Annotated in this window: 24 protein-coding genes; 13 read left to right on the top strand and 11 right to left on the bottom strand. The window is 62.2% G+C overall.

Annotation, left to right across the window (positions count from 1 at the left end; all coding sequences use genetic code 11):
* Positions 1-364: 364 nt before the first annotated feature.
* The 8 genes from DW661_RS04275 to trxA form a co-directional block, all read right to left on the bottom strand.
* Positions 365-1033, bottom strand: coding sequence for an HAD family hydrolase (locus DW661_RS04275; RefSeq protein WP_233547451.1), 669 nt, complete (start codon positions 1031-1033; stop codon positions 365-367).
* A gap of 123 nt (positions 1034-1156) precedes the next feature.
* A complete protein-coding gene (gene hypE, locus DW661_RS04270) occupies positions 1157-2191 on the bottom strand; it encodes a hydrogenase expression/formation protein HypE (RefSeq protein WP_117629670.1) in 1035 nt (344 codons plus the stop codon).
* Between the two features lie 48 nt (positions 2192-2239).
* Positions 2240-3352: a hydrogenase formation protein HypD gene (gene hypD, locus DW661_RS04265; protein ID WP_233505688.1), complete on the bottom strand. Its 1113-nt coding sequence runs from the start codon at positions 3350-3352 to the stop codon at positions 2240-2242.
* Positions 3352-3612 (bottom strand): HypC/HybG/HupF family hydrogenase formation chaperone, encoded by a 261-nt coding sequence (locus tag DW661_RS04260; protein ID WP_117629671.1) that lies wholly within the window; start codon positions 3610-3612, stop codon positions 3352-3354. Before DW661_RS04260 ends, hypD begins: the two co-directional genes overlap by 1 nt.
* Before the next feature lie 131 nt (positions 3613-3743).
* Positions 3744-6212, bottom strand: coding sequence for a carbamoyltransferase HypF (gene hypF / locus DW661_RS04255; protein WP_117629672.1), 2469 nt, complete (start codon positions 6210-6212; stop codon positions 3744-3746).
* A 101-nt stretch (positions 6213-6313) separates the two neighbouring features.
* Positions 6314-6826 (bottom strand): nickel-responsive transcriptional regulator NikR, encoded by a 513-nt coding sequence (nikR, locus tag DW661_RS04250; RefSeq protein ID WP_199408882.1) that lies wholly within the window; start codon positions 6824-6826, stop codon positions 6314-6316.
* 1 nt (position 6827) lies between these two features.
* Positions 6828-7076 carry a hypothetical protein gene (locus DW661_RS04245; protein ID WP_006235225.1) on the bottom strand — a complete coding sequence of 83 codons (249 nt, stop codon included), beginning with the start codon at positions 7074-7076 and terminating at the stop codon, positions 6828-6830.
* A 231-nt stretch (positions 7077-7307) separates the two neighbouring features.
* Positions 7308-7628 carry a thioredoxin gene (gene trxA, locus DW661_RS04240; protein ID WP_117757734.1) on the bottom strand — a complete coding sequence of 107 codons (321 nt, stop codon included), beginning with the start codon at positions 7626-7628 and terminating at the stop codon, positions 7308-7310.
* Between the two features lie 136 nt (positions 7629-7764).
* Here trxA and DW661_RS04235 point away from each other — a divergent pair, with 136 nt between their 5' ends.
* Positions 7765-8340 carry a hypothetical protein gene (locus DW661_RS04235; protein ID WP_117564541.1) on the top strand — a complete coding sequence of 192 codons (576 nt, stop codon included), beginning with the start codon at positions 7765-7767 and terminating at the stop codon, positions 8338-8340.
* An 18-nt stretch (positions 8341-8358) separates the two neighbouring features.
* On the opposite strand, the gene DW661_RS04230 is transcribed toward DW661_RS04235, so the two are convergent.
* Positions 8359-8886 carry a GHKL domain-containing protein gene (locus tag DW661_RS04230; protein WP_117843688.1) on the bottom strand — a complete coding sequence of 176 codons (528 nt, stop codon included), beginning with the start codon at positions 8884-8886 and terminating at the stop codon, positions 8359-8361.
* A 187-nt stretch (positions 8887-9073) separates the two neighbouring features.
* Here DW661_RS04230 and DW661_RS04225 point away from each other — a divergent pair, with 187 nt between their 5' ends.
* From DW661_RS04225 to DW661_RS04195, 6 genes are all read left to right on the top strand, one after another.
* Positions 9074-10180, top strand: a complete 1107-nt coding sequence (locus tag DW661_RS04225) for a hypothetical protein (RefSeq protein WP_233547450.1) — start codon at positions 9074-9076, stop codon at positions 10178-10180.
* Between the two features lie 82 nt (positions 10181-10262).
* Positions 10263-11444 carry an IS3 family transposase gene (locus tag DW661_RS04220; RefSeq protein ID WP_118934764.1) on the top strand — a complete coding sequence of 394 codons (1182 nt, stop codon included), beginning with the start codon at positions 10263-10265 and terminating at the stop codon, positions 11442-11444.
* Between the two features lie 994 nt (positions 11445-12438).
* A complete protein-coding gene (gene nadA / locus DW661_RS04210) occupies positions 12439-13464 on the top strand; it encodes a quinolinate synthase NadA (protein ID WP_117564544.1) in 1026 nt (341 codons plus the stop codon).
* Positions 13465-13520: 56 nt separating this feature from the next.
* Positions 13521-14897: an L-aspartate oxidase gene (locus tag DW661_RS04205; protein WP_233547449.1), complete on the top strand. Its 1377-nt coding sequence runs from the start codon at positions 13521-13523 to the stop codon at positions 14895-14897.
* A gap of 3 nt (positions 14898-14900) precedes the next feature.
* Positions 14901-15761 carry a carboxylating nicotinate-nucleotide diphosphorylase gene (gene nadC, locus DW661_RS04200; protein ID WP_118256336.1) on the top strand — a complete coding sequence of 287 codons (861 nt, stop codon included), beginning with the start codon at positions 14901-14903 and terminating at the stop codon, positions 15759-15761.
* Positions 15761-16306: a transcription repressor NadR gene (locus DW661_RS04195; protein WP_118934762.1), complete on the top strand. Its 546-nt coding sequence runs from the start codon at positions 15761-15763 to the stop codon at positions 16304-16306. Before nadC ends, DW661_RS04195 begins: the two co-directional genes overlap by 1 nt.
* A 237-nt stretch (positions 16307-16543) precedes the next feature.
* Here the strand turns inward: DW661_RS04195 and DW661_RS04190 are convergent, their stop codons facing one another.
* Positions 16544-16729 (bottom strand): DUF362 domain-containing protein, encoded by a 186-nt coding sequence (locus tag DW661_RS04190; RefSeq protein ID WP_006235216.1) that lies wholly within the window; start codon positions 16727-16729, stop codon positions 16544-16546.
* 657 nt (positions 16730-17386) lie between these two features.
* On the opposite strand from DW661_RS04190, the gene dnaK reads away from it, so the two are divergent.
* The 5 genes from dnaK to DW661_RS04165 all read left to right on the top strand — a co-directional run bounded on the left by dnaK (position 17387) and on the right by DW661_RS04165 (position 24274).
* On the top strand, positions 17387-19279 hold the full coding sequence (gene dnaK / locus DW661_RS04185; RefSeq protein WP_118934760.1) for a molecular chaperone DnaK: 1893 nt from the start codon (positions 17387-17389) through the stop codon (positions 19277-19279).
* Between the two features lie 2 nt (positions 19280-19281).
* A complete protein-coding gene (locus DW661_RS04180; protein WP_118934758.1) occupies positions 19282-20124 on the top strand; it encodes a nucleotide exchange factor GrpE in 843 nt (280 codons plus the stop codon).
* 108 nt (positions 20125-20232) lie between these two features.
* Complete coding sequence (locus tag DW661_RS04175) at positions 20233-21198, top strand: DnaJ C-terminal domain-containing protein (RefSeq protein ID WP_055285310.1); 966 nt, start codon at positions 20233-20235, stop codon at positions 21196-21198.
* 72 nt (positions 21199-21270) lie between these two features.
* Entirely contained in the window at positions 21271-21687 is a 417-nt protein-coding gene (locus tag DW661_RS04170; RefSeq protein ID WP_055250809.1) for a heat shock protein transcriptional repressor HspR, read from the top strand.
* Positions 21688-21973: 286 nt separating this feature from the next.
* A complete protein-coding gene (locus tag DW661_RS04165) occupies positions 21974-24274 on the top strand; it encodes a hydratase (RefSeq protein ID WP_118934756.1) in 2301 nt (766 codons plus the stop codon).
* Between the two features lie 270 nt (positions 24275-24544).
* On the opposite strand, the gene DW661_RS04160 is transcribed toward DW661_RS04165, so the two are convergent.
* Complete coding sequence (locus DW661_RS04160) at positions 24545-25213, bottom strand: hypothetical protein (RefSeq protein ID WP_117640733.1); 669 nt, start codon at positions 25211-25213, stop codon at positions 24545-24547.
* A gap of 234 nt (positions 25214-25447) precedes the next feature.
* Here DW661_RS04160 and DW661_RS04155 point away from each other — a divergent pair, with 234 nt between their 5' ends.
* The gene (locus DW661_RS04155) at positions 25448-26119 is read left to right on the top strand and encodes a hypothetical protein (RefSeq protein WP_147325196.1); all 672 of its coding nucleotides are present in this window, start codon (positions 25448-25450) and stop codon (positions 26117-26119) included.
* Positions 26120-26386: the final 267 nt, after the last annotated feature.

The following is a 26386-nucleotide window of genomic DNA, read 5'->3' as shown; positions in this document are numbered from 1 at the left end:
CTGTCGTCTCCGTGCCCCTGGATTGGGTCATAGTGTCTGTCCGTCCTCTACCTGCGGCGTTGCCATGGTAGTCATTGGGGCGGCACTTGGGGACGTTCCTTTTCTGCCGGCAGTTGGGGACACTCCTTGCGCCAGCGTTGCATCGGGTGGTCGGGAAAATGCGGCCCGGTTTTTGGCCGAATAGCGGGTCGCGGTTTCCGGATGGGGTGGGTTGCGGAAAGTGCGACCCGGAATATTGCTCTGAAACGGGATGCCGATTCCCCGACAAGGCTCAACCGGAAAGCGCATCCCATTCTGAGGCGGCAAAATGGGATGCGCTTTCCGCGCGACAGAATCTATGCAGCCGTGTTGAGCGACAGCCCCGCTACTCGCCCAGAATCAGCGCCGCGAGCTCGTCCTGGGTGTCCACCACGTAGTCGGCGCCGGCGGCCTCCAGCTCTGCGCGGCCGCGGAAGCCCCAGGTGACACCGGCGCTCTTGAGGCCGGCGTTGTGGCCGGTCAGGATATCGACATTGGAATCGCCCACATAGAGCGTGGTTGCCGGATCGGCACCCAGCTCTTCCATCACATGCAGCGTGACGGGTGCTTCGGGCTTGGGCGGAAACGCATCGACACGGCCCTGCACCAGCGCAAAGCGCTCGGAACCAAAGTATTTCTCGATAAGCGAAGCCGCCGAGACGTGGTCCTTGTTAGTGAGTACGGCAAGCTGCACACCCGCGGCGCGCAAGCGGTCGAGCATCTCGATCGTGCCGGCATAGGGGGCGGTGTGGTCCTCCTTGTGCTCGCCGTAGTAAGCCCTAAACTCGGCAAGCGTCTGCTCAAACATACGGCCGTCGCCCGCATACTCGGCGGGCATAAAGCGCTCAACCAGCTTGAGCATGCCGTTTCCCACCTTGTAGCGGTACTCGTCGACGGCAAACGTAGGCCAGCCGTGCGTCTCGCAGGTATGGTTGCCGGCGGCCGCCAGGTCCTCGAGCGTGTTGAGGATGGTGCCGTCTAAATCAAAAATCACATGGGAAAAAGCTGCTGCCATGAAAGCTCCCGTCATTGGGTTTAAAACGCACCTCATAATACTGGGCTTACGTGTCTGGCGTGGCTGGAATCTGAACATCTCCAGGGATATCAAGCCGCATCGCGCCGACCGTGCGGTTCCGCCCTAGCAAATTCTCGGAAGCTGTTCTCCTACGAGCATGTCGAGGATGCGGGTCGATCCCCAGCCGGTGCGTACGCGCACGGCGGGACGGGTGTCCTCGGCAAGCGGCAGCACGCGACCGATAATCGCGGCGTTTTCGCCGTAGCGCGCGGCGCGCATGGCTGCCAGCGCGGCATCGGCCTGCTCGGCCGGCACCACGGCAACCATCTTGCCCTCGTTTGCCACCTGCAGCACATCGTAGCCGAGCATCTCGCAGGCGGCCTGCACGTCGGGGCGCACGGGCACAGCATCCTCGTCGATCTCCATGGCAACGCCGCTGGCCTGGGCAAACTCGTTGAGCGTGGATGCCAGGCCGCCGCGCGTGGGGTCGCGGAAGCAGCGGGTGTCGGGGGCGGCGGCGAGCACGTCGGCAACCAGATGATTGAGCGGTGCGGCGTCGCTTTCGATGTTGCTCGAAAACGCCAAGCCCTCGCGCTGGCTCATGATGGCGATGCCGTGGTCGCCTAGCGTACCCGACACCAGGATGACATCGCCGGGCCGACAGTTTGCACCGCTGAGCGCTACGCCCGCGGGCACTTCGCCCACGCCGGCGGTATTGATGTAGACGCCGTCGGCACCTCCACGCTCGACCACCTTGGTGTCGCCGGTGATTATGGACACGCCCGCCTCGCGCGCTGTTTCGGCCATGGTTTGCACAATCTGGCGCAGCTTGTCCATGGGATAGCCCTCTTCGAGGATAAAGCCGCATGAGAGGTAGCGCACGTTGGCGCCCGAGGTCGCGACGTCGTTGACGGTTCCACATACGGCGAGGCGGCCGATATTGCCGCCGGGGAAGAACTGCGGCGTTACCACAAAGCTGTCGGTCGACATGGCGATTCGCCCGCTTGCGGGCAGCGCGGCGACGCCGGCATCGTTGCCCGCGAGCAGCTCGGGCGACCCAAAGGCATCCAGAAAGACCTCATCGATAATGCGCTTCATCATCTGGCCGCCGGAGCCGTGGCCCAGCAGGACAGTGCTATCGGTGGCATTACGGGACATATCGAAAACTCCAATCGTGGGTGGTGCCGGTACGCGGGAGCGTCCGGGCTAGTCGCGGTATCTAAAGTACGCCGCGCAGCTGCCTTCGGAGCTCACCATGCAGGGGCCGACGGGGTGTTCGGGCGTGCAAGCGCGGCCAAACAGAGGACAGTCGCTCGGCGTGATGGCTCCGCGCAGCACGTCGCCGCAGCGGCAGCCGCGTGGCTCGACCGTCGGTTCAATGGGTACGTCAAAGCGGGCGCCGGCATCAAAGCGCACGAATTCGGGTCGGATGGAAAGACCCGAAGCCGCAATCGGTCCCAGTCCGCGCCACGTGGTGTCGCACGGCTCAAACACCTGCTCGACCAGCTGGCGCGCTACGGGATTGCCGTCTGCATTGACGCCACGGCGGTAGGCGTTGTCGATTGCGGGCCTGTGCTCGACAACCATCTGGACCAGCATGCAGATGCCCTGCAAGATATCGACCGGCTCAAACCCGGTGACTACACCGGGGGTCTCGAACTCATCGACCAAAAACCTAAAGGGTGCCAGGCCCGTGATGGTAGCGACGTGACCAGGCAGGATAAAGCCGTCGATGGTCGTTTCGGGGTCGTTGGAGATCGCACGCAGAGCCGGCGGCGTGGTCTTGTGAGCACAGTAGACCGAGAAGTTCTGGAGCTCGCGCGCGTCGGCCTCTAGGATGGCGGCGGCAATGGTGGGCGTTGTGGTCTCAAAGCCGACGCCCATAAAGATAACCGGGCGTTCGGGATTTTGCTCAGCAATGTCGAGTGCGTCGAGCGGAGAGTAGACGATGCGGATGTCGCGTCCCGCCGCCTTTTGCGCGGCAAGCGAGGTGGACGATCCTGGCACGCGCATCATGTCGCCAAAGGTGGTGATGATGGCGCCGTCCATCTTGGCGAGCGCGATTGCATGGTCGATATCGCGGTTGGCGGTAACGCAGACGGGGCAACCCGGACCGCTCAGCAGTTTGAGCCCGGCAGGCATAATGGAGCGAAAGCCATAGCGCCCGATGTTCACGGTATGCGTGCCGCAGACTTCCATAAGGTTGATGCTGCGGCTGCCGACAAGCGCATGAATACGATCGATGAGCTCGCGAGCCAGCCTGGGGTCGCGAAATGCCGAAAAGTCGATACCGGAACGCGCCGGCTGTCCGGCCGCCACTAGTATGCCTCGGCCGGATTGCTGGCCAGTTGGTCTTCTTCGGCCAGTTCGGTCATGGCGTTAACGAGCTCGAGCGTTTCTTGCGCTTCCTGCTCGTCGACGATCTGGATGCCAAAGCCGGCGTGTACGAGAATATAGTCGCCAACCTGCGCCGTCGGTACGAGACGCAGCGAAATGGGGCGCTCGATGCCCATCATGTCGACGGTCGCCTTAAGGTCGTCGTCGCGTTTGACCACTTTACCGGGAACGGCAAGGCACATAATGTTCCCCTTTTATACGTTTTGCGCTGGATAGGCGCCTAATTACCCATCAGTTGATGGTAGCGCTCGCGGAAGTCACGAGCAAACGCGTTACACCTGTGAGACGGCGGCGCGCAGGCTGGCAAAACAGCCTATCGCAACGCCGTCTGCGCGAGGCGAGCGCGAGCGATGGCGGCCTGACCGTAGGCGATGCAGCCGTCGTTGGCGGGTACAGCGTGGGGGACCAAGACGGCAAGACCGGCGTCTTTGAGTTCGTGGGTAAGGAGCTGAAGCAAAAGCCGGTTCATGAACACACCGCCCGAGAGCGCGACGGTGTCGAGGTCTTCACGGACGCAGATCTCGCTTGCGATGCGGGCCGACGCGCGTGCGATGGTGACATGGAAGTCGAGCGCGAGCTTGCCGGCGGGCACGCCGGTCCTGATTCCCTCCAAAAGCGCCTCAAAAAGCGGTCTGGAGTTCAGAACATGGAAGTCGTCCGGACGGGATGATTCGGTTACGGAAAAGCTGGCCATATTGCCGGTGGGGCAGGCACTTTCACTGCTGAACGCGCGCCAGGCGGCGGCTTCGAGTTCTATGGCAGGCTCGCCCTCGTAGGTTGCCTTGTCGCAGATGCCCAGAATTGCTGCCGCGGCATCAAAGAGACGCCCCATGCTGCTGGTGCGCGGGCTGTTGATGCCGTGCTCGATCATGGTGGCTGTCACGCTGCGCGTTTGCTCGTCGAGGCTGCCCAAAAGCCGAGCGGCGCCTGGGTGCTCGAGCAGACCGAGCTCACTGAGCAGGGCAAAGGCGTTGCGGCGGGCGTCGCGCACGGAGGCCGCCCCGCCGGGGAGCGCCCAGGTGAGTAAATGCGCGGCGCGCTCAAAGCCGCCAAGGCCGGCAACAAGAAACTCGCCGCCCCAAATGGTCCCATCGGTGCCGGCGCCGGTGCCGTCAAAGGCGATGCCAAGGACACGCGCGTCGGTTGTAAGCTGGCCCGCGGCGATGGCCTCGGCCATTACGCTCGCGATATGCGCATGATGGTGCTGCACCTCGACGAGCGGCAGATTGTGCTCCCGTGCCTGCTCGCGCGCCCACTGGCTCGATAGATAGCTGGGGTGCAAATCGCAGGCCAAGGCGGCGGGCGCCAAGTCAAAGAGATCTTCCAAGCGCGTGCGCGCGGCGTTCCAGGCATCGAAGGTCTCGCCGTTTTCAACATCGCCGATATGCTGCGACACAAAACAGGTTGCCTCGCCGTTCGTCCCTTCACGCGTGAGCGCAATCGTGGCCTTTTGTTGTGGCCCGCAGGCGAGCACGCAGGACGGAGCGCCGTCGAGCGCCGGCAACGGCAACGGCTGGGGTGCATATCCGCGAGCGCGGCGCACGGGCATAACGGCGCCGTCGACCACGCGCACTACAGAGTCGTCGTAGCGCGAGAGGATCGCGCGGTCGTTGCCGAGCAACGCATCGGCGATGCCGGCGGCAACGAGGTGTTCCCAGGCAAGATCGTCGTCGGTTTCTATGGGTTCTTCGCTCAGGTTTCCGCTGGTCATGACGAGCGCGTGCATACCGCAGGCTTCTGCCGCGGCAAGCAACAGATGTTGAAGCGGCGTATAGGGGAGCATGATGCCGAGCTCTGGAAGGTCGTGCGCGACGGACGGCGCGAGCGCGAGGGCGTCGGGGGAGCCGCCGCTCTCGCAAGCAGCACGTCGGCGCAGCAGCACAATGGGGCGAATGCTGCCGGCCAGCAAGCCGCGCTCAACGTCGCTGACATGGCATAGGCGTTCAACGTCGGCAAGGTCGCGCATCATGACGGCAAGTGGTTTGTTGCTGCGGCGTTTGCGACGGCGCAGCTCGGCCACCGCCTGCTCGCTGGCGGCGTCACAGGCTAGATGAAATCCGCCCAGGCCCTTGATGGCGACGATGCCACCGCTGGCCAGCAGCTCAACGCAGCGCTCGATAATGGCGTCGCTGGCCTCGCGTGTGGTGCCGACTGCCGGTGTCGCGGACGAATTCCCGCACGCATCGCCGTTCACAGCCTCGCGCCACGTAATATGCGGCCCGCAATCAAAGCAGGCATCGGGTTGCGCGTGAAAACGCCGGTCGAGTGGGTCGGCATACTCCGCGGCACACTTGGGACACATGGGAAAACAATCCATCGACGTGGCCGCTCGGTCATAAGGCAACGATCGGATGATGGTAAAGCGTTGGCCGCAGTTAGTGCAGTTGATAAAGGGGTAGTGATAGCGTCGGTCGGCGGGATCGAACAACTCGCGCAGACAATCGTCACAGGTAGCGATATCGGGCGAGACGAGCGTCGTGTGCGCGGTCTGGTCCTGCGATGCCACAATGCGAAAGCCCTGCTCATCGGCAGCACTCCAACCGCCAGGCCCCAAGTCCACAACCTCGACATGCTCTACGCGAGCCGCCGCGGGCGCATGCTCAGAAAGCGCGGCAACAAAAGCATCGAGCGCATCGGCCGGAGCGTGCGCCTCGATATGTACGCCGTCGCCCGCATTGAGCACCCATCCGCAAATGCCATGCGCCATGGCCTCGCGATACACAAATGGTCGCATGCCAACGCCCTGCACAATGCCCGTCACATGAATATGCACATGCCGCATGCGACACTCCTCATCAAAACCGACCAAAAAGGGACAAGTTTATTTTGGTAGGTAAAACGCTAAACCTGCCAAAACAAACCTGTCCCTTTTTGGTAGGTGCGCTACAGCCCCAGGCTCTGCTTGGTGGCGGCGCACGTGAGCTCGCCGTGCTTAACGCCGCGCAGGCCCAGCAGGCGATCGGCTAGTTCGTAGACGCGCTCGCCGCGACCCTTGAGTGCCAGGATCTCCAGACAGTTGTGGTGATCCAGATGCACGTGCATGGTCGATACGATCTCGCCGGTGTAGTCGTGCTGCACTTCGTCCAGACGGCGCGTCAGGTCGCCGGTATGGTGGTCGTAGATCATGGTGAGCGACCCGATAACATGCTCGTCGGGCGTGCGCATCTGCTCCTTGGCGATCGAGGCGCGAATCAGGTCGCGCACGGCCTCGGAGCGGTTGGCCACGTCGCCGCGGCGCGCGATCTGTTCGTCAAAACGGCGCAGCAGGTCATCCGGTGCGGTAACCGAAAAACGGACCAGCTCGGAGCCGGAGCCACTACAGTGGCAGCCCGCGTCACCGTCCGCCCCGTGCGGATGCTCGTGCTCGTACCCGCAGCCGTGCTCGTGTTCGGCCACCTTACACCAGCTTCACGGAGCCGACGGAGTTGTGGTCGGCCTCGATGGCTTCCTCGTAGCCCTCGAGCGCGTCATGCGCCTCGTGCAACGCGGCCATGGCGGCCTCGAGCTTGGCGCCGATGCGCTCCATGTCAAAATTCTCGGTCGCATGCAGCAACTGATGGCTCCATTCGTGAGCGAGCTCGATGGTGTCGTCGACCTGTTTGACGCTCATGGCAAGCTGGCTCATGTTCATTCCAACATCATGCATGGGAAATCTCCTTTTGTATGGGGCAGTTCAGTGGTTCAGATTTTACTACGCCCGCTTTGCGCGCAGCTGCATAAGAAAACGGGTGCGAGCCTGTGCGACCCGCACCCGTTCACTGGGGGCTGTTTGTAACTACCATACTATCCGTGGTCGCACTCGGTGCATTCAGAAGTCCGGCGAGCGGCGTAAAAGCGCTCATGGACGGCAGACAGACGGCAACATGTAACAAGCGTATTACAGATGTTTCTCCAGCAGCGCCTGCAGCCTCGCCTTGGGTAGGGCGCCAACCGAGCGGTCGACCTCCTCGCCGTTCTTAAAGACGATCAGCGTGGGGATGCTCATGACGCCAAACTTCATGGCCAGGTCCTGGTTGTCGTCGACGTTGCACTTGGCCACAGCCAACTTGCCGGCCAGCTCGTCGGCAACCTCGTCTACGATGGGCGAGAGCGAGCGGCAGGGGCCGCACCACGGGGCCCAAAAATCAACCAGTACGGGCAGGCTATCGTTGATGACAGCGCCGAAGTTCTCGGGGGTAATCTGCTTAATGTCAGCCATGGTGACCTCCATAATACGACGCGGCTCGGCCGCGTAAAACTCAGTACGACCGTGCTTATACCCAGCGGCCCGCAAAGCAACCACTCGCGGGCGGCTCTTTTATATAATGGTGGGCACGCAAACGATTGGAGAGCGCATGCCCACGTCACAAAGCCAGAAAAAAGAAGCCATCGCTCAGGCGACCGAGCAGGAGCTCGCGTCGCTTGCAGATCGCGGTGTGCGTATCGCGGGCAACGCGTGCTCGCCGATTGTGCTGGTCAAAGGCGATTTGGATGAAGCCGAGTGCTCGGGCGGCGAGCTGGCCGCCGGCGCGGATGGCGCCGCGTTGCGCAAGGCGCTCGGTGCCATCGGATATGCCCCCGAGGATTTTTGTGTGCTGGCAAGCGTCGCCGGCGCGGGCGACGGAGCGGTCGCGGCGGGCGAGGCCCTGACGTGCGACCTGTTCCGCGAGGCGCTGGAGACCTTGGACCCCGAGGCGGTGCTGCTGCTGGACAACAGTGCGGCCGATGTCATGCGCGAGACCTATGCCGATATGCTTGTGGCAATTGATGACTTTGACACCGCCATGCTCAAGCCCGGCCTGGTCGCCCATGTGCAGGGGCGCCGCGTGCTGGCGCTCGACGGTTTTGAGGCGGCGCTCACCGACAAGGCCGCCAAGCAGCGCATGTGGGCCTACATTAAGCAGCTGACCCCGGCGGCTGCACCGCTGTAGCGAGGTTGGCGGCAGCCCCTACATCACGGCGCGCAGCTCAAACCGGTCGCCGTTAATGCGGAACTGGCAGTTGCCGTTCATGCGCTCGACGGCAAGCATAATGCTCTTGGTGCCAAAGCCGTGCCCAGTGTGCTGAGCCACGGGCATGCCGTCGACCATGTGCGGCGCACGGCCAAACGTGTTGGAAACCAGCAATAGAAGCTGACCGTCTTCGTAGCGAAGGTCCAGGTCGACAAACCGCTTGCCTTCGGGGGCGGCGCTCGCCGCGGCGATGGCATTGTCCAGGGCGTTCGATACCACACTGAATAGATCGACATCGCCCACGTGGACGGTTTCGGGCACGGCGGCGTGCAGGTCGGCGGTGATGCCGTGCGCGTTGATGTCCGCGGAAAGCGACGAGAGCGCAATGTTGACCGTTTCGTTGGCGCAGTAGCGGCGCACGGCGGTGCGGTCGTTGGTCTCGCAGAGCGCGTCGATGCGCTCGAGTGCCTCATCGGTGTGACCCTCTTCGATCAGGGCCGCTAGACCGCGCAGGTAGTGGCGCATGTCGTATCACATTGAGACCAAGTCAAGAAGAATCGCTTCGGTCGAATCGCGTCTTTTGGGTGAGTTCTCAACGTCCGCTGCCGCTGGTTTCCACCGTATGCCGAAAACACCCGGACGATGCCGTGCGGACCGCTTTGCTTTGCTATAGTCTCTCCAATTCAAGTTCTCTATTGGGATGGTGGTTAATATGGGCGACATACTCGAATCGTTCCTGCGCGTGGCGATGGTGGTGTTCATCGTCGGTCCGCTCACTGCATGGGTCGCCCGTCGCGGCGCGCGCGAGCGCAGTGAGGCGACGGACAGCCTCGATCGCTTCACGGTGCGCATGCCCGCTGCCATTCGCACGATCATCGCCTGCTGCGCCGTCGCGTTCGAACTGCTCATGCTGGGTGTCTACGTCTGGCAGGGCGTCTCGTTGGGCGAGTGGGACCACGAACTTGTGTGGTTCGGTCACGCCATGGCGCTCGCGGGCATGGCCATCTGGGCCCTGCTGAGCATCCCGCGCATCGACGTGGACGGTGAGCGAATTCTCTCGCGTAACGCCTTCGGCATCCGCAAGGAGACGACGTTTGGCAACATCACCCGTGCAACGCTTCACACGCAGATGATGAGGATCGACCTGTTCGAGGGCGACCGGAAGTTCTGCTCGATAAGCCTCGAGGGGGTGTGCTCGCTCAACCTCCTCGCCCGTCTGGAGGAAGAGGGCATCGAGGTCTCGGACGCTGTTGACGGCCCGATGACCAAGGCGGGTCTGTGTTGGTCTGCCATCAAGCCGTTGACGATTGTTTTCAACGGCATGGCGCTCGTCTTCTCGCTCGTGATCGCCTTCATGGCTGTTTTCACCGATGCCGGAGCCCGCTTGCTCTTGCTCGTCCCGTTCCTCTTCCTGTTCATAGGGGGACTCCTGCCCCTGCTCATGCTCAGTATGCCCGCCCGCGGCATCCTCGAGATCGGCAGGCAGGAGCGCGAACTCGGCTTCTCCTTCGCCGAGGAGATGGCAAGTCGAGGTACCACGGGCACTTCGCTTGTCGACGATGATTGGTTCATCGAGATCAGCAATGCCCGCGTCGTGGCGTTCCGTCGCGATTACCTCAAGAAGGTCACGGCGCACGAGAACAGCGAGAGCGGCGACCGCTGCACGGTGACTACGAAGGGCGGTCGAAAAATCAAGGTGTATGCAGCGGGCAGCACCCTCGAGGACCTGCGCTCGTGGTTCAAGCAGGGCGCCAAGGTCAGAAGCACGGTCGACCGTGCAGAGGACGCGCTCGAGACGACGTCTGATTGGGTTGTCTGACCTGTATCGTCTTTTCGGACACGCATGCTAGAGGCCCAATCCTTTAGAATGCATTCATCGACGACCGAGAGGACGGTATGCTATGTCCAACCCAGCCGCCAAGTACACCGACGAGTTCAGGTGCGAGACCGCCGACTACATCATCTCGACGGGCAGGCCGATAACGGAATGCTGCGCAGAACTGGGCCTGAATTCCAAGACCGTGAACAAGTGGGTGCAGAACCGCCGGCGCGAGCTTGCCGGCGGGCCCGACCCCAAGGCCGAGGACCGCGAGCTTCGCGAGGCGAAAAGGCGCATGCGCGAGCTCGAGATGGAGAACGCCTTCTTGAAAAAAAGCCGCGGCCTTCTTCGCCAAAAGCCAGGCGTAGCCGCATGCTACCGGATGATGTTGGCGGAGAAGGCCGAATTCCCGGTGAAAATGATGGCCCGCGTGCTCGGCGTGAGCCGATCGGGCTTCTACTCGTGGCTCTCCAACGGCTGCCCGCGAGAAGACTGGTCGGCCGAGCGCGAGGCGGTCCGGCGCGTGTGGCTGGAGTCGGACCGCAGGTTCGGCTTCCGGTTCGTGAAATGCTTCCTGCCCGGCGAGTTCTCCGGATTGACCCTGTACAGGGTGCGCAAGCTGATGCGCGAGCTGGGAATACGCGGCTGCACGCCCAACGACAGGAAGCGCACCACCATCCCCGACCCGAAGGCCAGGCCCCGGCCCGACCTGGTGCGCCGCGACTTCACCAGTCCCGTTCCAACCTGCAAGCTCGTGGGCGACATCACCTACCTGCGCACCGGCGAGGGATGGCTGTACCTGTCGACGGTCATCGACCTCAACACCCGCATGGTGGTGGGCTGGTCGCTCTCCGAGCGCATGACCGCCGACATCGTGGTTTCGGCGCTGGCGTCGGCCAAATCGCGCGGCTACGTGGCCGGCAACGCGATATTCCACGCCGACCGCGGCGCCCAGTACACCAGCAGGCTTCTGGCCGAATGGGCGCGCGACAACGACGTGCGGCTGTCCTGCAGCCGCGCCGGCAACTGCCACGACAACGCGGTGGCCGAGTCGTTCCTCGCCACGCTGAAGAACGAGATGTACTACAGGCGCAGCTTCCCGACCAGGGATTCCGCCAAGCACGCGGTGGTCGAGTTCATCGAGGCGTACTACAACCGCCGAAGGCCCCGCTCGACGATCGGCTACAAGGTGCCGGCCGAGGCCATGGCGGCCTTCTTCGAGAGAACCGAGCCCAAGCTCGAGGCCATGCCTATGGCCGCTTGATTTCTCGAGCATGCGTGTCCGAAATCTTGACACAGGTCAGAAGGCCTCGATGCCAGCGCTGCGCCGATATGGGGCAGCGGCCCCCCGTTGGCCGCCATGGCCCTGACTTCCGAGCGTATGCTGGCGCCGCTCGTCTTAAGACGTTGACCTCCATCCGGAGCCTGCGGTTCTCGCGCTCGGGCTCCAGGATCCGGTTCTACTCGGGCGTGCGGTTGTCGGCGGCGCGCGGCGAGCCGGTCTCGTTTATCGACTTGACCCGCCTCTCCACGGTGCTCTTGTCGAGGTCGCACTCGTCCATGGCCTCGCGCCTGGGTTTTCCGGCGTTGTGGAGATCGACTATCTTCCTCTTGAACTCGTCGGTGAAATGCCTCGGTCTGGGGCCGGTCGAGGCCGAGCCCCCGGTCCGGCTGGGGTAGCATGTCGCTGCGGACCATTGTCTTTCCTCTCGTTGAATATCTAGGCGCTGACGATTCTAGGCGATGGCCCTCTCTTGCTTCTTACACCTCGATTGTGCTCGCTACCCCCAGCGGGCCCGGATCGAGCGATTCGGGCCCGCTTTTGGGGCCTGCCGGAAACCCGGTGGTCAAAAAGGGCCAAATATGAGTACTGTTACAAGTTTGGTGGCAGCCAAATGGCCTCAAAAATCGGTGCCAGAGGCCAAAAGTGCATCGATTTTCGTTCTTCAGAGTCGCGATCGGGCTCCAAACAAGGCGATTTTGCTGCTCTGGACCGGAAAATCGATGCTACTAATTTGGTGACAGTACTCATATTTGGCCCTTTTTGACCACTGCCCCTTGGTCCAGGACAAAACGGGCTGCCCGAATCATGGGGCGGGTCCATTTTCGGCTGTCCTCAGCTTGCCAGTTCGAAAATGGACCTGCCGCATGATTGAATCTTTATTTCAACTTTACACCTAGGTTTACAGCTGTCTTGTCAGCTGTAAACCTAGGTGTCATACTAAAGCCCCAAGATTCGCCAAAAGAGAGGGGCCTTGATGGCACAGAGCGCGAACATGGATGCGTCGGAGCTTGCACGCGACATTGCGGCCGGCCTGGCATCGGCAACGACGGCAACGGAGCGCGCGGCATTGGTGCCCGCAGAGCTCGTCGAGGCCATTCAGCAACTTAAAACCCAGCGCGACGCGGTGATCCTGGCGCACTATTACGTGGCGCCCGAGGTCCAGGCTGTGGCCGATTACGTCGGCGACAGCTTCTACCTGGCTAAGCTCGCCAAGAGCCTGCCGCAGCAGACCATCGTGCTGTGCGGCGTGGAGTTTATGGGCGAGAGCGCCAAGCTGCTCAACCCCACCAAGACCGTGCTGCTGCCCGAGCCGGGCGCGGACTGCCCCATGGCTCACATGGTCAAGCGCGAGACGGTCGACGCGGCGCGCGCCGAGTACGGCGACGACCTTGCCGTGGTCTGCTACGTCAACTCGACGGTCGAGATCAAGAGCTGGAGCGACGTGTGCGTCACCAGCTCCAACGCCGTCAAGATCGTATCCGAGCTGCCACAGCAGCACATCCTGTTTATCCCCGATCAAAACCTGGGCCGCTTCGTAGCCGAGCGGGTGCCGCAAAAGCACGTCATCCTCAACAACGGCTACTGCCCGCGCCACCACATCATCACCGTCGAGCAGATTGTCGACGCGCAGGAGGCGCATCCCGATGCGCTCGTGCTGGCGCACCCCGAGTGCAAGGCCGACGTCCTGGCCGAGGCCGACTACATCGGCTCCACCGCCGGCATCATCAAGTACGCCGAGGAGTCGGACGCGAGCGAGTTCATCATCGTGACGGTCCGCGGCGTGCTCTACGAGCTCGAGCGCCGCTGCCAGAGCACCGGCAAGAAGTTCTACTTCCCCGCGGTGCAGCCCACCTGCGTCAACATGGATCTCATCACGCTCGAAAAGCTCGTGCACTGCCTGGAGACGGGCGAGGGCGAGGTGCAGATTGGCGTGTCGGACGAGGCCGCCGATCAGGCCAAGCTCACGCTCGACCGCATGCTCGAGTACGCGGCGCGCTAAGCCAATGTGACATGAGGGGCCATCCCTTATGCCACATTACAGGGGAGAGGATTCCTGTGGAAACCAAACAATACTCCGACATGGAGTGCGACGTCGTCATTGCCGGTTGCGGCGTGGCGGGCCTGTATGCGGCCCTCAACCTGCCGACGAGCACGCGCGTAATCATGCTCTCCAAGGGCGCCGTCGACGAGTGCGATTCGATGCTCGCGCAGGGCGGTATCTGCGTGCTGCCCGAAGGCTCTGACTACGATGCCTTCTTTGAGGACACCATGCACGCCGGCCATTACGAGAACCGCCGCGAGAGTGTTGACATCATGATTCGCTCGAGCCGTTCGGTCATCAACGACCTGCTAGCGATGGGCGTGGATTTTGAGCGCAAGGCCGACGGCAGCCTCAACTTTACCCGCGAGGGCGCGCACAGCCGTCCGCGTATTGCCTTCCATGCCGACATTACGGGCAAGGAGATCACGACCAAGCTGCTCCAGGCCGTTCGCAAGCTGGATAACGTGCAGATTTTGGAGCACGTGGCCATGACCGACATCCTGACGGGCGAGCGTGATGGCGCCACGGTGTGCACCGGTGTCGTCGCCGTTTCCGTGGACGAGGACAACTCGGTTCGTCCCGCCGACGAGCTGGCAAATGCCGCCGAGGGCGTGCATGCCGGCGAGCCGTTTAAGATCCATGCCCACCATACGCTGTGGGCGACGGGCGGTATCGGCGGCGTGTACGACCATTCGACCAACTACCCGCAGCTCACCGGTGACGCCTGCTACATCGCGCAGGAGCACGGCATCACGATGGAGCACCTGGACTACGTGCAGATCCACCCCACGGGACTGTTCTCGCCGCAGCCGGGCCGCACCTTCCTGATCAGCGAGAGCTGCCGCGGCGAAGGCGCGATTCTGCTCAATGCCGCCGGCGAGCGCTTTACCGACGAGCTGCAGCCGCGCGATGTTGTCGCCGCCGCTATTCGCGAGCAGATGAAGCAGGACGGCACCGAGCACGAGTGGCTGAGCTTTGCCCCCGTCGAGCGCGACGTGGTGACCGGGCACTTTGCCAACATCCGCGCGCGCTGTCTGGAGGACGGTCGCGACATCTTGGACGAGCCCATTCCCGTTACGCCCACGCAGCACTACTTTATGGGCGGCGTGTGGGTCGACAAGGACGGCCGCACCTCGATGCCCGAGCTCTACGCCGCTGGCGAGACGGCCTGCAACGGTGTTCACGGCAAGAATCGTCTAGCTTCCAACAGCCTGCTCGAGTCCCTAGTTTGGGGCCGCCGCGCTGCTTGGCGTATGCGCACCGGCGAGTCGCTGACCGTGGAGCAGGCCGGTGAGCCCGCGCTTGACGGACGTCACCGCGCCCTGAGCGCCGAGACCCTTGCAATCGATGATTTGGCCCGTGCTGCCGGCACACAGGCCGTGGAGGAGTAGACCATGAATCCCATTACCATGAAGCTCGTCGTCGATGATCTGATTTTGCAGGCTCTGCGCGAGGACATCACGTTTGAGGACGTGAGTACGGCGAGCGTGTGCCCCACGGCGCGCCCCGCTACCGTTGAGCTCATCGCCAAGGCCGATGGCATTATCGCCGGCCTGGACGTATTCGCTCGCACCTTTGAGCTGCTGGATCCGCAGAGCTCCGTGTTGTTCGATGTTTCGGATGGCGACGAGGTGCATGCCGGCGACCATGTGGGTCAGGTGCGGGGCGATGCGCGCGTGCTGCTTTCGGGTGAGCGCGTGGCGCTCAACTACCTGCAGCGCATGAGCGGCATCGCTACCTACACGCACAGCATGGCCGCGGCGCTCGAGGGAACCAAGACCGTGCTCGTCGACACGCGCAAGACCACGCCGGGCATGCGCGTCTTCGAGAAGGCCGCGGTCGAGATCGGCGGCGGCAGCAACCACCGTTACAACCTGTCGACGGCCGTCATGCTCAAGGACAACCACATCGACGCCGCCGGCGGCGTGATGCGTGCGATCGAGATGGCGCGCGCCCATGCATCGTTTACCACGACGGTCGAGATCGAGTGCGAGAACCTGGACATGGTGCGCGAGGCCGTGGAAGCCGGCGCCGACATCATCATGTTCGACAACATGACCCACGACGACATGGCTGCCGCGATTGAGCTTATCGATGGCCGCGCCAAGACCGAGTGCTCGGGCAACGTGGACGCCAGCAACATTCGCGCCCTGGCCGATCTGGGTGTCGACTATATTAGCTCGGGCGCCCTGACGCACTCTGCGCCGATCCTCGACCTCTCGCTTAAGCACCTGCGTCTGCTGGACGGTAAATAATGAACGCCCGCGAGCGTCGCCGTGCCATCATGGGCGTGCTCGAAGGAGCCAAGGAGCCCGTTTCGGGCAGCGCACTTGCCCGCGAGGTTGGCGTGAGCCGTCAGGTCGTGGTTCAGGATATTGCCCTGTTGCGTGCCGATGGGCACGATATCGTGGCGACCAACCGCGGCTACGTGCTGCAGGAAGCCGCGAGTAGCCCCGCCGTGCCCACGCGTCTTGTTAAGGTGCGCCACGGCGTGGAGCAGGCGGTCGACGAGCTTACGAGTATCGTCGACGCGGGTGGCGCCGTGCTCAACGTGATCGTCAACCATCGTGTGTACGGCAAGATCACGGCCGACCTGGACATCCGCAATCGTCGCGATGTTGAGCGCTACCTGCACGATATCGAGAGCGGCAAGAGCTTTCCACTACTAACGGTGACGAGCGGCTACCACTTCCATCGCATCGCGGCGGAGGACGAGCAGACCCTCGACGAGATCGAGGCCATACTCAAGGAGAAGGGCTACCTTGCCGATTTAATGCCTTACGAGGACGATCTATCGTAGCCGATGCTGCAAACGTCCCTAAGCGGCAATCTGACGTTCAATCGTCGGTCGCGTACCAAAGTACGCTTCCCTCCTCTTTCACGTCACCTTGCTCGCTTAGGGACGTTTTCGCTGACGTGAGCTCAACCTGCGACGGTGCCTAATTGGTTATCCGCACAAAAAGGAGGCCTCCGCGGCGATGCGGAAGCCTCCTTTTTTGTGCACGGTGTACTTTTGAGTGTGCAAGTGGGGGAGTTGTTACTCCTCGACGATCTCGGTGATCGCGCCAGCGGGGCAAGCGTCCTGGCAAGCGCCACAGGCGACGCAGGAGTCCTCGTCGGCGACGGTAGCGACGTCCTGGAGCTCCAGAACGCCAGCGGGGCAGGAGTCGACGCAAACGCCACAAGCGATGCACTCGTCGGCATCAATTACGGGATGAGCCATGGTAGTTTCCTCTCTGTTGACCGACGCTACAGGCGATGCGCGCCGGTTTGATTCGGGCAAAAACATACCACGGGAGCGACCGTTTGCAATACCCTCTGGCCGGCATCTTCATACCGTTCGCCGAGTATGCCAAGGTTTACTAAAAAACGCGCAGGTGGGGCCGTTGAGCTGCGCAAATGTTAGCTATAGGTGACTTGTAATATTGACCTATTGAGCGCGCCTGCGGAAAGGGCATCCCGTTATTTGGCCGAAAACCGGGTCGCAGTTTCCGGTTGGGCCCGCTAGCGGAAACTGCGACCCGGTATCAGCTCTCAAAACGGGATACGGTTTCCGGTTGAGCCTTCAGACGGAAACTGCGACCCGGAATCTACGCTCAGACCGGGATACCCTTTCCGCAAGGCAGCCCCAGACACCTTCGGGCCCAAACCTCAGTCAACTCTACATAGATCTCAATAGATCTGCCGAGAACTAAAACAGTGCATCTACCTGCGCATTTGAGAACCTAAACTCTCGGCAATAAGAAATCTTATATGAATTGACTTAGATTTTGTATATTCCGGCCCATAAGGGGATACACTACATCCTGAAAGACAAGCCGAAGCGCCGCGCGACAGACCGTCGAGGCGGCGCGAACGCAAAAGAGAGAGGGAATTTCTAATGGGCAAGATTCTTGGTATCGACCTTGGTACTACTAACTCCGCTATGGCCGTCCTCGAGGGCGGTTCTCCGACCATTATCGTGAACGCCGAGGGCGACCGCACCACCCCGTCCGTCGTGGGCTTCCGTGCCGACGGCGACCGCGTCGTGGGCAAGGCCGCTAAGAACCAGGCGGTCACCAACCCCAAGAACACCGTGTTCTCCATCAAGCGCTTCATGGGCCGCAAGTACTCCGAGTGCACCTCCGAGCTCAAGACCGTGCCGTATGAGGTCAAGGAGGGCCAGGGCGGCCGTGCCGTCGTCGACATCGAGGGCAAGGATTACACCGCCGAGCAGGTGAGCGCCATGGTGCTCGCAAAGATGAAGGCCGACGCCGAGAAGTATCTGGGCGAGACCGTCACCGACGCCGTCATCACCGTCCCGGCCTACTTCAACGACGCCCAGCGTCAGGCCACCAAGGACGCCGGTAAGATCGCCGGCCTCAACGTCAAGCGTATCGTCAATGAGCCGACCGCTGCTGCTCTGGCCTATGGCCTGGACAAGCAGGGCTCCGACCAGCGCATCCTGGTCTTCGACCTGGGCGGTGGCACCTTCGACGTCTCCATCCTCGACCTCGCCGACGGCGTGTTTGAGGTTCTGTCCACCTCGGGCGACAACCACCTGGGCGGCGACGACTGGGATCAGCGCGTCATCGACTGGATGGCCGACAAGTTCCAGCAGGAGAACGGTGTCGACCTGCGTCAGGATCCCATGGCCCTGCAGCGTCTGAAGGAGGCCGCCGAGAACGCCAAGAAGGAGCTCTCCGCCGCCCAGCAGTCCACCATCAACCTGCCGTTCATCACCATGAACCAGTCCGGCCCGCTGCACCTCAACTACACGCTGACCCGCGCCGAGTTCGAGAAGATCACCCGCGACCTGCTCGAGCGCTGCAAGCAGCCTGTCACCAACGCCCTGCGCGACGCCAAGCTTAAGCTCTCCGATCTGACCGAGGTCATCCTCGTCGGCGGCTCCACCCGTATGCCCGCCGTCCAGGAGCTCGTCAAGACCATGACCGGCAAGCAGCCTAACATGTCCGTGAACCCCGACGAGGTCGTTGCCGACGGCGCTGCCGTCCAGGGCGGCGTGCTCACCGGCGACGTCGAGGGCATCCTGCTGCTCGACGTTACCCCGCTGTCGCTGGGTGTCGAGACCATGGGCGGCATCATGACCAAGATGATCGACCGCAACACCACGATCCCGACCTCCAAGACCGAGGTCTACTCCACCGCTGCCGACAACCAGACCAGCGTCGAGATCAACGTGCTCCAGGGCGAGCGCGAGCTTGCTCGCGACAACAAGTCGCTCGGTAAGTTCCAGCTGACCGGCATCCCGGCTGCCCGCCGCGGTGTGCCGCAGATCGAGGTCACCTTCGACATCGACGCCAACGGCATCGTCAAGGTCTCCGCTAAGGACAAGGGCACCGGCAAGGAGCAGCAGATCACCATTTCCGGCTCCACCGCTCTGTCCGACGACGAAGTCGATCGTATGGTCAAGGACGCCGAGGCTCATGCCGAGGAGGACAAGAAGCAGAAGGAAGAGGTCGAGGTCCGCAACCAGACCGACAGCCTGTGCTACTCCACCGAGCAGACCCTCAACGAGCTGGGCGACAAGGTTTCCGCCGATGTGAAGTCCAAGGCCGAGGCCGCTATCGCCGACGCCAAGAAGGCGCTCGAGGGCTCCGACGTCGAGGCCATCAAGGCCGCTGGCGAGTCCCTGCAGTCTGTGGCCTACGAGCTGGCCCAGGTTGTCTACGCCGACGCTCAGCAGCAGACCGATGGTGCCGCCGGTGCCCAGTCTGCCGACGATGACGTTGTCGACGCCGACTACGAGGTTGTGGACGACGAGGACAAGTAATCATGTCCGCCCGTAAAGCTCGCACGGAGGCGGCCGCCACTGGCGCCGCCCCCGTTGACTCTGAGGAGAAGGACGTGAAGATTCCCGTAGAGGCCGTCGACGATACCGAGGCCAACGAGGCCGAGGCCGCCGAGGCTGCCGAGAACCAGGTAGAGGATTCCAACAAGGAGGCGACGATGGCCGAGGACGAGATGGTGGAAGCCGCTATCCGCGCCGGTGAGGAAGCCGCCGACAACGACTTTAAGCTCAAGTTCGAGCAGGCCCAAAAGGAGCTTACCGACGTGCGCAGCGAGCTCGATGCTGCGGCAGAGGCCCAGAAGGCCGCCGAGGACAAGGCGAAGGACGCCACCGAGCGCACTGCCCGTCTACAGGCCGACTGGGAGAACTTCCGTCGCCGCACCGCCAACGAGCGCATCGCCGAGCGCGAGCGCGCGACCGAGAAGCTTGTCACCGCGCTGTTGCCGGTGATCGACGATATCGAGCGCGCGATCGACCATGCCCGCAGCCAAGAGCTTTCCGACGACTTTAAGCAGTTCGTCGACGGCGTCGATGCGGTTCATGCCAAGCTGCTCGATGTGTTTGCGCACGAGGGCGTTGAGCCCATCGACCCCAAGGGCGAGGCGTTCGATCCGCTCGAGCACCAGGCTGTGGGTCGCGTCGAGGACGCATCGCAGTATGACGAGACCGTCAACGACGTGTACCAGAAGGGCTACCGCATGGCGGATCGTATTCTGCGTTCCGCGATGGTGACGGTGACCTACGGTGGCGAGAAGCGCCCCGCACCGGAGCCCGAAGCGGCGCCCGAGGATGCTACGGCCGATACGGCCGAGAGCACCGAGGAGTAATTGAGAAGGGCCCCGGGGCAACACCCGGGGCCCTTTCTGACCTAGTGCCATATGAAAGCATGAGCCGTCGTCTGCATGGACGGCGGACGTAACAGGAGAGGAGCTACGATGGCTGCAGGCAAAACCTTCTATGACATCCTGGGCGTATCCAAGAGCGCCTCCGACAAAGAGATCAAGAGCGCGTTTCGCAAGCTCGCGCAAAAATATCACCCCGATGCCGGCGGCGACGAGGCCAAGTTCAAGGAGATTAGCGAGGCCTACGAAACGCTTTCGGACGAGAAGAAGCGCAAAGAGTACGACCAGATGCTCATGTTTGGCGGCATGCCGGGCGCGGGCGGCGCGTATGGCGGCGGCTACGGTGCCGGCGCGGGCGCCAGCGGCTGGGGCGACATCTTCGACAGCATATTTAGCGGCAACGGCGCCTGGGGCAGCGATTGGGGCTCGGGCTTTGCCGGGGCCGCGGGCGCTGCCGGTGCCGGCGCGGGCCGCAGCCGCGCGCGCAAGGGCGGCGACCTGTCGCTGACTGTCGACGTAACGGCCGAGGACGCGTTTCGCGGCGTGACGCACAAGGTCACCTATCGCATTCCCTCGACAGGCGAGCAGCAGACCATCACGGTCTCGGTGCCCGCGGGCGCGGTCGATGGCGGCAAGCTACGCTACAAGCGTCGCGGCGAGTATGGCGTTGCGGGTGGCGAGCGCGGCGACCTGGTCGTGACCACGCATGTGGAGGAGCACCCGCTGTTCAAGCGCAAAGGCGCCGACGTGACCATGGAGGTACCGGTCTCGGTCTACGAGGCGGCGCTCGGCTGCACGGTGGATGTGCCCACGCCCGGCGGCGCGACGGTTCGTCTGAAGGTGCCCGCTGGCACCCAGACGGGCAAGAAGTTCCGCTTTAAGGAGATGGGTGCGCCCGACGTTAAGCACCGTGGCCGCACAGGCGCGCTGCTCGTCGAGATCAAGGTGCAGGTCCCCACGAACCTATCCGATGACGAGCGCGATGCCATGACCAAGCTGCGCGAGGCCGACACGCGCGACTATCGCGAGAAGGTCAACCGTTACAAGGCGACGTACTAGGGCGGTCGCGGCGCGCGCCCGCGCCCGCGGGCTTATGATGGACGATAACGAGACGGAAAGGGGTCAGGTAGCATGGCCGAGGACAATAGGAACAAACCGCTGTACATGATCAGCGTGGCGGCCGAGCTGACCGGCATGCATCCGCAGACTCTGCGCGTCTACGAGTCTAAGGGCCTGGTGAACCCCCAGCGCTCGGGCGGTAACACACGCCTGTATTCGCGTGCCGATATCGAGCGTCTGGAGCTCATCAACCAGCTGACTGACGAGGGTATCAACCTTGCCGGCGTGGTGCGCATTCTCGATATGAAGGAGCGTGCCGAGGAGCGCGAGCGCGAGAACGAGAAGCTCCGCGCTCGCGTGCGCCAGCTCGAGGATGAGCTGCACGAGTACAAGATGCAGAAGAAGATCACCGCCCTGGCCCCGCGCGATGGCTCGGTTAACCCCGAGCAAGTCATGCGCAAGCTACTGGGCACCGGAGGTGACCTGTAGGTCCGCCGGCGCTGCCGGGCACTCATTGGGGATAGACTTAAATGAGTGCCCGCAGAATGAGAGTGGATAATCTCCCGTTTTTGGCCTGTTTGCAGGCTCAAAGTGGGAGATTATCCATTCTCGTCATTTCGGCGTCTAAGTCTGCCCCCGGCACCCAACTCGTTCTTTGCTTTACTGAGATAAAGTGAACGTACAGATTCGTAACCCGCTGGCAACCGTTCTATGGCACGATATTGAACGAATGTATGCTATGCGCCCAAATTGTTTGGGCAGAGTGGGAGACAGTATGGTCAAGCTGTACGAGGACGGCATCTACCTGCGCCGTGGCAGCGAGGTTGTGCCTGCGGCCGAGGCTGCTGAGCGCGGTATTACGCAGACGCCCGAGGATGCCAAGCGTGGCACCATCGCGTATTCGATCCTTCAGGCACACAATACGTCCGGCGACCCCGAGGCGCTCAAGATTCGCTTCGACGCCATGGCGAGCCACGATATCACCTTTGTCGGCATCATCCAGACGGCGCGTGCCTCGGGCATGGAGCAGTTCCCGCTGCCCTACGTGCTCACCAACTGCCATAACTCGCTGTGCGCCGTGGGCGGCACCATCAACGAGGACGACCACGTCTTTGGCCTCTCCGCGGCCAAGAAGTACGGCGGCATCTTCGTCCCGCCGCACATCGCCGTTATCCACTCCTTTATGCGTGAGAACTTTGCCGGTTGCGGCAAGATGATCCTGGGTTCCGACTCGCACACCCGCTACGGCGCCCTAGGCACCATGGCCGTGGGTGAGGGCGGCGGCGAGCTGGCCAAGCAGTTGCTGCGCGACACCTACGATGTCGCCTATCCCGGCGTCGTTGCCATCTACCTCACGGGTGCCCCGCGCCCCGGCGTCGGCCCGCACGACGTGGCGCTCGCCATCATCCGCGCCGTCTTTGCCAAGGGCTACGTTAAGAACAAGGTCATGGAGTTCGTGGGCCCCGGCATCTCGAGCATGACGACCGACTACCGCAACGGCGTCGACGTCATGACCACCGAGACCACCTGCCTGTCGAGCATCTGGGCCACCGACGAGGACACGCACGCATTCCTGACCATGCACGGCCGCGGCGACGACTACCGCGAGCTCAAGCCCGCCGATGTCGCCTACTACGACGGCTGCGTCGAGGTCGACTTGTCGAGCATCAAGCCCATGATCGCGCTGCCGTTCCATCCTTCCAACGGCTTTGAGATCGACGAGCTCAATGAGAACCTCGAGGACATCCTTCACGAGGTGGAGCTCGAGGCCGCCAAGATCGGCGAGGGTAAGACGCACTTTAGCCTGCTCGACAAGATCGTCGACGGCAAACTGCACGTGCAGCAGGGCGTTATCGCCGGCTGCTCGGGCGGCAACTACGACTCCGTGGTCCAGGCTGCCCGCGTGCTCAAGGGCGCCAACACCGGCTGCGGCGAGTTCTCGCTGTCGGTCTATCCCACGAGCCAGCCCGTGGCGCTCGAACTCACGCGTCGCGGCTATATCTACGACCTTATGGAGGCCGGCGCGATCGTGCGCACGGCGTTCTGCGGCCCGTGCTTTGGCGCCGGCGACACGCCTGCCAACAACGGCCTGTCCATCCGCCACACCACGCGCAATTTCCCCAACCGCGAGGGTTCCAAGCCGGGTAATGGCCAGCTGAGCGCTGTGGCTCTGATGGACGCCCGCTCCATCGCGGCGACGGCTGCCAACGGCGGCGTCCTGACGCCGGCGACCGACCTGCCCGAGGAGACTTGGGACGAGGCCTGCGAGTACACCTTTGACGACGCTCCCTACAAGAAGCGCGTGTACTGGGGCTTTGGCAAGGCCGAGCCGGCAGACGAGCTGGTCGAGGGTCCCAACATCAAGCCGTGGCCCGCGATGGAGCCGCTCGGCGACGACATCCTGCTTAAGGTGTGCTCCAAGATCATGGACCCGGTCACCACGACCGACGAGCTCATTCCCTCGGGCGAGACGAGTTCCTTCCGCTCCAACCCGCTGGGTCTGGCCGAGTTTACGCTGAGCCGCCGCGATCCGGCCTACGTGGGTCGCTCCAAGGAGGTCGACGCCGTGGAGAAGCGCCGCGTGGCCGGCGAGGCCACGGGCGACCTGGCGGCGCTCAATGCCGAGCTTGCCGGTGTGTTTGAGGCGCTGACCGGCGCGGGCGTCGCGGCCGATGCCAAGGCGACCGAGTTTGGCTCCATGCTCTATGCCAAGAAGCCCGGTGACGGTTCCGCCCGCGAGCAGGCCGCGAGCTGCCAGCGCGTAATTGGCGGCCTGGCCAACATCGTTCACGAGTACGCCACCAAGCGCTATCGCTCCAACGTCATGAACTGGGGCATGGTGCCCTTCCAGATGGAGGCCGAGCCCAACTTTGAGGTGGGCGACTACGTCTTTGTGCCGGGCATCCGTGCCGCGCTCGATGGCGACCTCAAGAACATCGCCGCCTACGTGGTGCGCGCCGATGGTGCGGTCGAGCAGATTGAGCTTTACATTGCCGATATGACGGCCGAGGAGCGTGCCATCGTCAAGGCCGGCTGCCTGATCAACTACAACAAGTTCAAGGCCGCTGCCGAGTAACGCACTTAATTGTCCGCCCGGGGCCACCCTTTCCCGCCCGCTCACGCGCTTCGCGAGGGTCGCGTTCGGCAAAGGGTGGCCCCGGGCTACATTTCTGCGTTCTCGTTGGGTCTTGAGGGATGCTAATAAATAGACTTGCTTGATGCCGCCTCTTTTATTGGGGCGGCTTCTTTTTGTCGAAACCCACCACATTGGGGTCAGGCACCTTTGTGGTGGTGGGGGTGAGCTCAATGTCGGTGTGCACGTTGAGCGACATTCCAATAAGCGCCTCTACAGGATTTCATCCGGGTTGGCGGGTTTGGTTGTTTTGGGGATGCCGAGTTTGGAGGACGCGAAATCGTCAACATTGTCCTTAATTCCGTCTTTGGTGTAGACAGTGACCATATAGGTGCTGTGTCCGAATTCGCCCTTGTCGCGTGTTGCCCAGGCATCCCAGTAGGCGGCCCCGTTTCGCCCTTTGATTTTTCCGACACGGCGGAGTTCTGTTCGCTTTAATTTCTGGTTGCTATAGATGGTTCGACCGGCCTCCTCGGTGAGCCCGCACTGTCCAAGCATCTTGTCGAGGACTTGGTTCATGTGGCGCTCATCGGTGTTTGGTGCGTAGTCGTAGGCGAGGGTGATGGAGTCGAGTGGCTGGTCGTCGATTAGATAGTTTAGCGCCTGAGGTCCAAGGCAGAAATAGGGGGAGCATCCGTCGATCTGACCGAGCAGTGGCAACTTTGACTGCCAAATTCCGGTGGGAATTCCATCTTCGTAAAACACGCCGCGACAGATAAAGGAGAGCGAGGTGGCACGTGAGCCGGCGTCGACCATTCCGCATAAATCGAAGGGCGAGGTGATACCAAGGGAAAAGGGCGTGATGACGATAAGGAAGAGCATCACGATGGGTATGGCGAGAATGGCGATGACGTTGCGACCGGTGGAATGAGGCGGCTTCATATGCGCTCCTCGAGACAAAGATCTGTTGAGGATAGGCAGAAATAGATATGTTCAGAGAACAATTCAAGTTTAATCTCATGGCGCGAGATGGTCGACCGTTAGCGTCTAAAACCACCACAAAGGTGCCTGTCCCCTTTGTGGTGGTGAGGAGCGCGCGGCTTCTTTTGGTAATAGTGCTGGCTGGCGATATCATTAGTGCAGGTAGCGAAGGTTTGCGTTGCGAGGTGCTTTGCTGTGAGAAGTCCTGCCCGTATTGGATTGATTGTTTTGGCGCTTGCGATTGCCGTGGTTGGCGTGGGCACTGTCGGCATGGCGTTTCTACCTGCTGCGGTGACGGAGCCGGTGGTCAAGCCTGTGACTCAATCTGTCGAACTTCTGACCGGCGACGACAAGCCCGAGACCATTACCGTTGATTTTGATGAGCAACCGGCTGCGCTGGGCATTAGTAATTATCCACATATTCAGCTTGGGGCTATGCGCTATACCACGGATTCTAGTCTGATCGACAGGGCGTCCGAGCTGCTCAAGGGCAAAACCTTTAAGCGCTGGTATGGATATGCGTCCTATCGGGCAAAAGCGAACGACATGGTTGGCGGATGCCACTCTTCCATCGAGCTGGACACTGCAAACGGCGCAAAGTTATGTGATGTCTCGTACGATCCGGGCTACGAGGGCAATGAGGGGCCGGGCATCTACATCATGGACGGCGATGTCGCCTATGTCATGGAGGGCGACCAGACCGAGCTCAACGATTTTATGGGTCAGTGTATCCAAGATGCCTATAAACAGACCTGCTTGCCTGACCCGCAGACTGCACGCGATAGTGGGTCTGCCCGTACATGGCTGTTCGAGGATGAGATGCCCTGGACCGTCGAATCGGGAAGTACGGGTTCGGCGAAGGAGTAGAGACCGCGACCACCACAAAGGTGCCTGTCCTCTTTGTGGTGGTTTTCGGTCTGTCTCGATCTGTAACATCTAGGATCAAAAATGGCTGCTAGATGTTATAGATCGAGATGGTAGTGCGCCTGGGCAGCGACGGGCTGACATCTCAGTACCCTATCCATCAATCACTCAGAAAATCTTATATATAGAGACTTAGATTTGTGTATAAGATCGTACAAAGCTGGCAACAATACTTCTCGAACAACGTGAAGCCGCCCCGTAGGGCGGCCG

Origin of the sequence: Collinsella sp. AM24-1, assembly GCF_003470325.1 — a bacterium.
Taxonomy (GTDB): Bacteria; Actinomycetota; Coriobacteriia; order Coriobacteriales; family Coriobacteriaceae; genus Collinsella.
Note: the sequence above shows the minus strand (reverse complement) of the source record. Positions and strands in the feature narration are given on the sequence as shown.

Excerpts from the sequence above, each read along its gene's own strand:
- hypF (WP_117629672.1), bottom strand. The coding sequence starts at position 6,212 with ATGCGGCATGTGCATATTCATGTGACGGGCATTGTGCAGGGCGTTGGC.
- DW661_RS04225 (WP_233547450.1), top strand. The coding sequence starts at position 9,074 with ATGGGCGACATACTCGAATCGTTCCTGCGCGTGGCGATGGTGGTGTTC.
- DW661_RS04230 (WP_117843688.1), bottom strand. The coding sequence starts at position 8,886 with ATGCGCCACTACCTGCGCGGTCTAGCGGCCCTGATCGAAGAGGGTCAC.
- DW661_RS04245 (WP_006235225.1), bottom strand. The coding sequence starts at position 7,076 with ATGCATGATGTTGGAATGAACATGAGCCAGCTTGCCATGAGCGTCAAA.
- DW661_RS04220 (WP_118934764.1), top strand. The coding sequence starts at position 10,263 with ATGTCCAACCCAGCCGCCAAGTACACCGACGAGTTCAGGTGCGAGACC.
- DW661_RS04235 (WP_117564541.1), top strand. The coding sequence starts at position 7,765 with ATGCCCACGTCACAAAGCCAGAAAAAAGAAGCCATCGCTCAGGCGACC.
- trxA (WP_117757734.1), bottom strand. The coding sequence starts at position 7,628 with ATGGCTGACATTAAGCAGATTACCCCCGAGAACTTCGGCGCTGTCATC.
- nadA (WP_117564544.1), top strand. The coding sequence starts at position 12,439 with ATGGCACAGAGCGCGAACATGGATGCGTCGGAGCTTGCACGCGACATT.
- DW661_RS04190 (WP_006235216.1), bottom strand. The coding sequence starts at position 16,729 with ATGGCTCATCCCGTAATTGATGCCGACGAGTGCATCGCTTGTGGCGTT.
- hypE (WP_117629670.1), bottom strand. The coding sequence starts at position 2,191 with ATGTCCCGTAATGCCACCGATAGCACTGTCCTGCTGGGCCACGGCTCC.
- DW661_RS04180 (WP_118934758.1), top strand. The coding sequence starts at position 19,282 with ATGTCCGCCCGTAAAGCTCGCACGGAGGCGGCCGCCACTGGCGCCGCC.
- dnaK (WP_118934760.1), top strand. The coding sequence starts at position 17,387 with ATGGGCAAGATTCTTGGTATCGACCTTGGTACTACTAACTCCGCTATG.
- DW661_RS04260 (WP_117629671.1), bottom strand. The coding sequence starts at position 3,612 with ATGTGCCTTGCCGTTCCCGGTAAAGTGGTCAAACGCGACGACGACCTT.
- DW661_RS04170 (WP_055250809.1), top strand. The coding sequence starts at position 21,271 with ATGGCCGAGGACAATAGGAACAAACCGCTGTACATGATCAGCGTGGCG.
- DW661_RS04160 (WP_117640733.1), bottom strand. The coding sequence starts at position 25,213 with ATGAAGCCGCCTCATTCCACCGGTCGCAACGTCATCGCCATTCTCGCC.
- DW661_RS04165 (WP_118934756.1), top strand. The coding sequence starts at position 21,974 with ATGGTCAAGCTGTACGAGGACGGCATCTACCTGCGCCGTGGCAGCGAG.
- DW661_RS04175 (WP_055285310.1), top strand. The coding sequence starts at position 20,233 with ATGGCTGCAGGCAAAACCTTCTATGACATCCTGGGCGTATCCAAGAGC.
- DW661_RS04195 (WP_118934762.1), top strand. The coding sequence starts at position 15,761 with ATGAACGCCCGCGAGCGTCGCCGTGCCATCATGGGCGTGCTCGAAGGA.
- DW661_RS04275 (WP_233547451.1), bottom strand. The coding sequence starts at position 1,033 with ATGGCAGCAGCTTTTTCCCATGTGATTTTTGATTTAGACGGCACCATC.
- nadC (WP_118256336.1), top strand. The coding sequence starts at position 14,901 with ATGAATCCCATTACCATGAAGCTCGTCGTCGATGATCTGATTTTGCAG.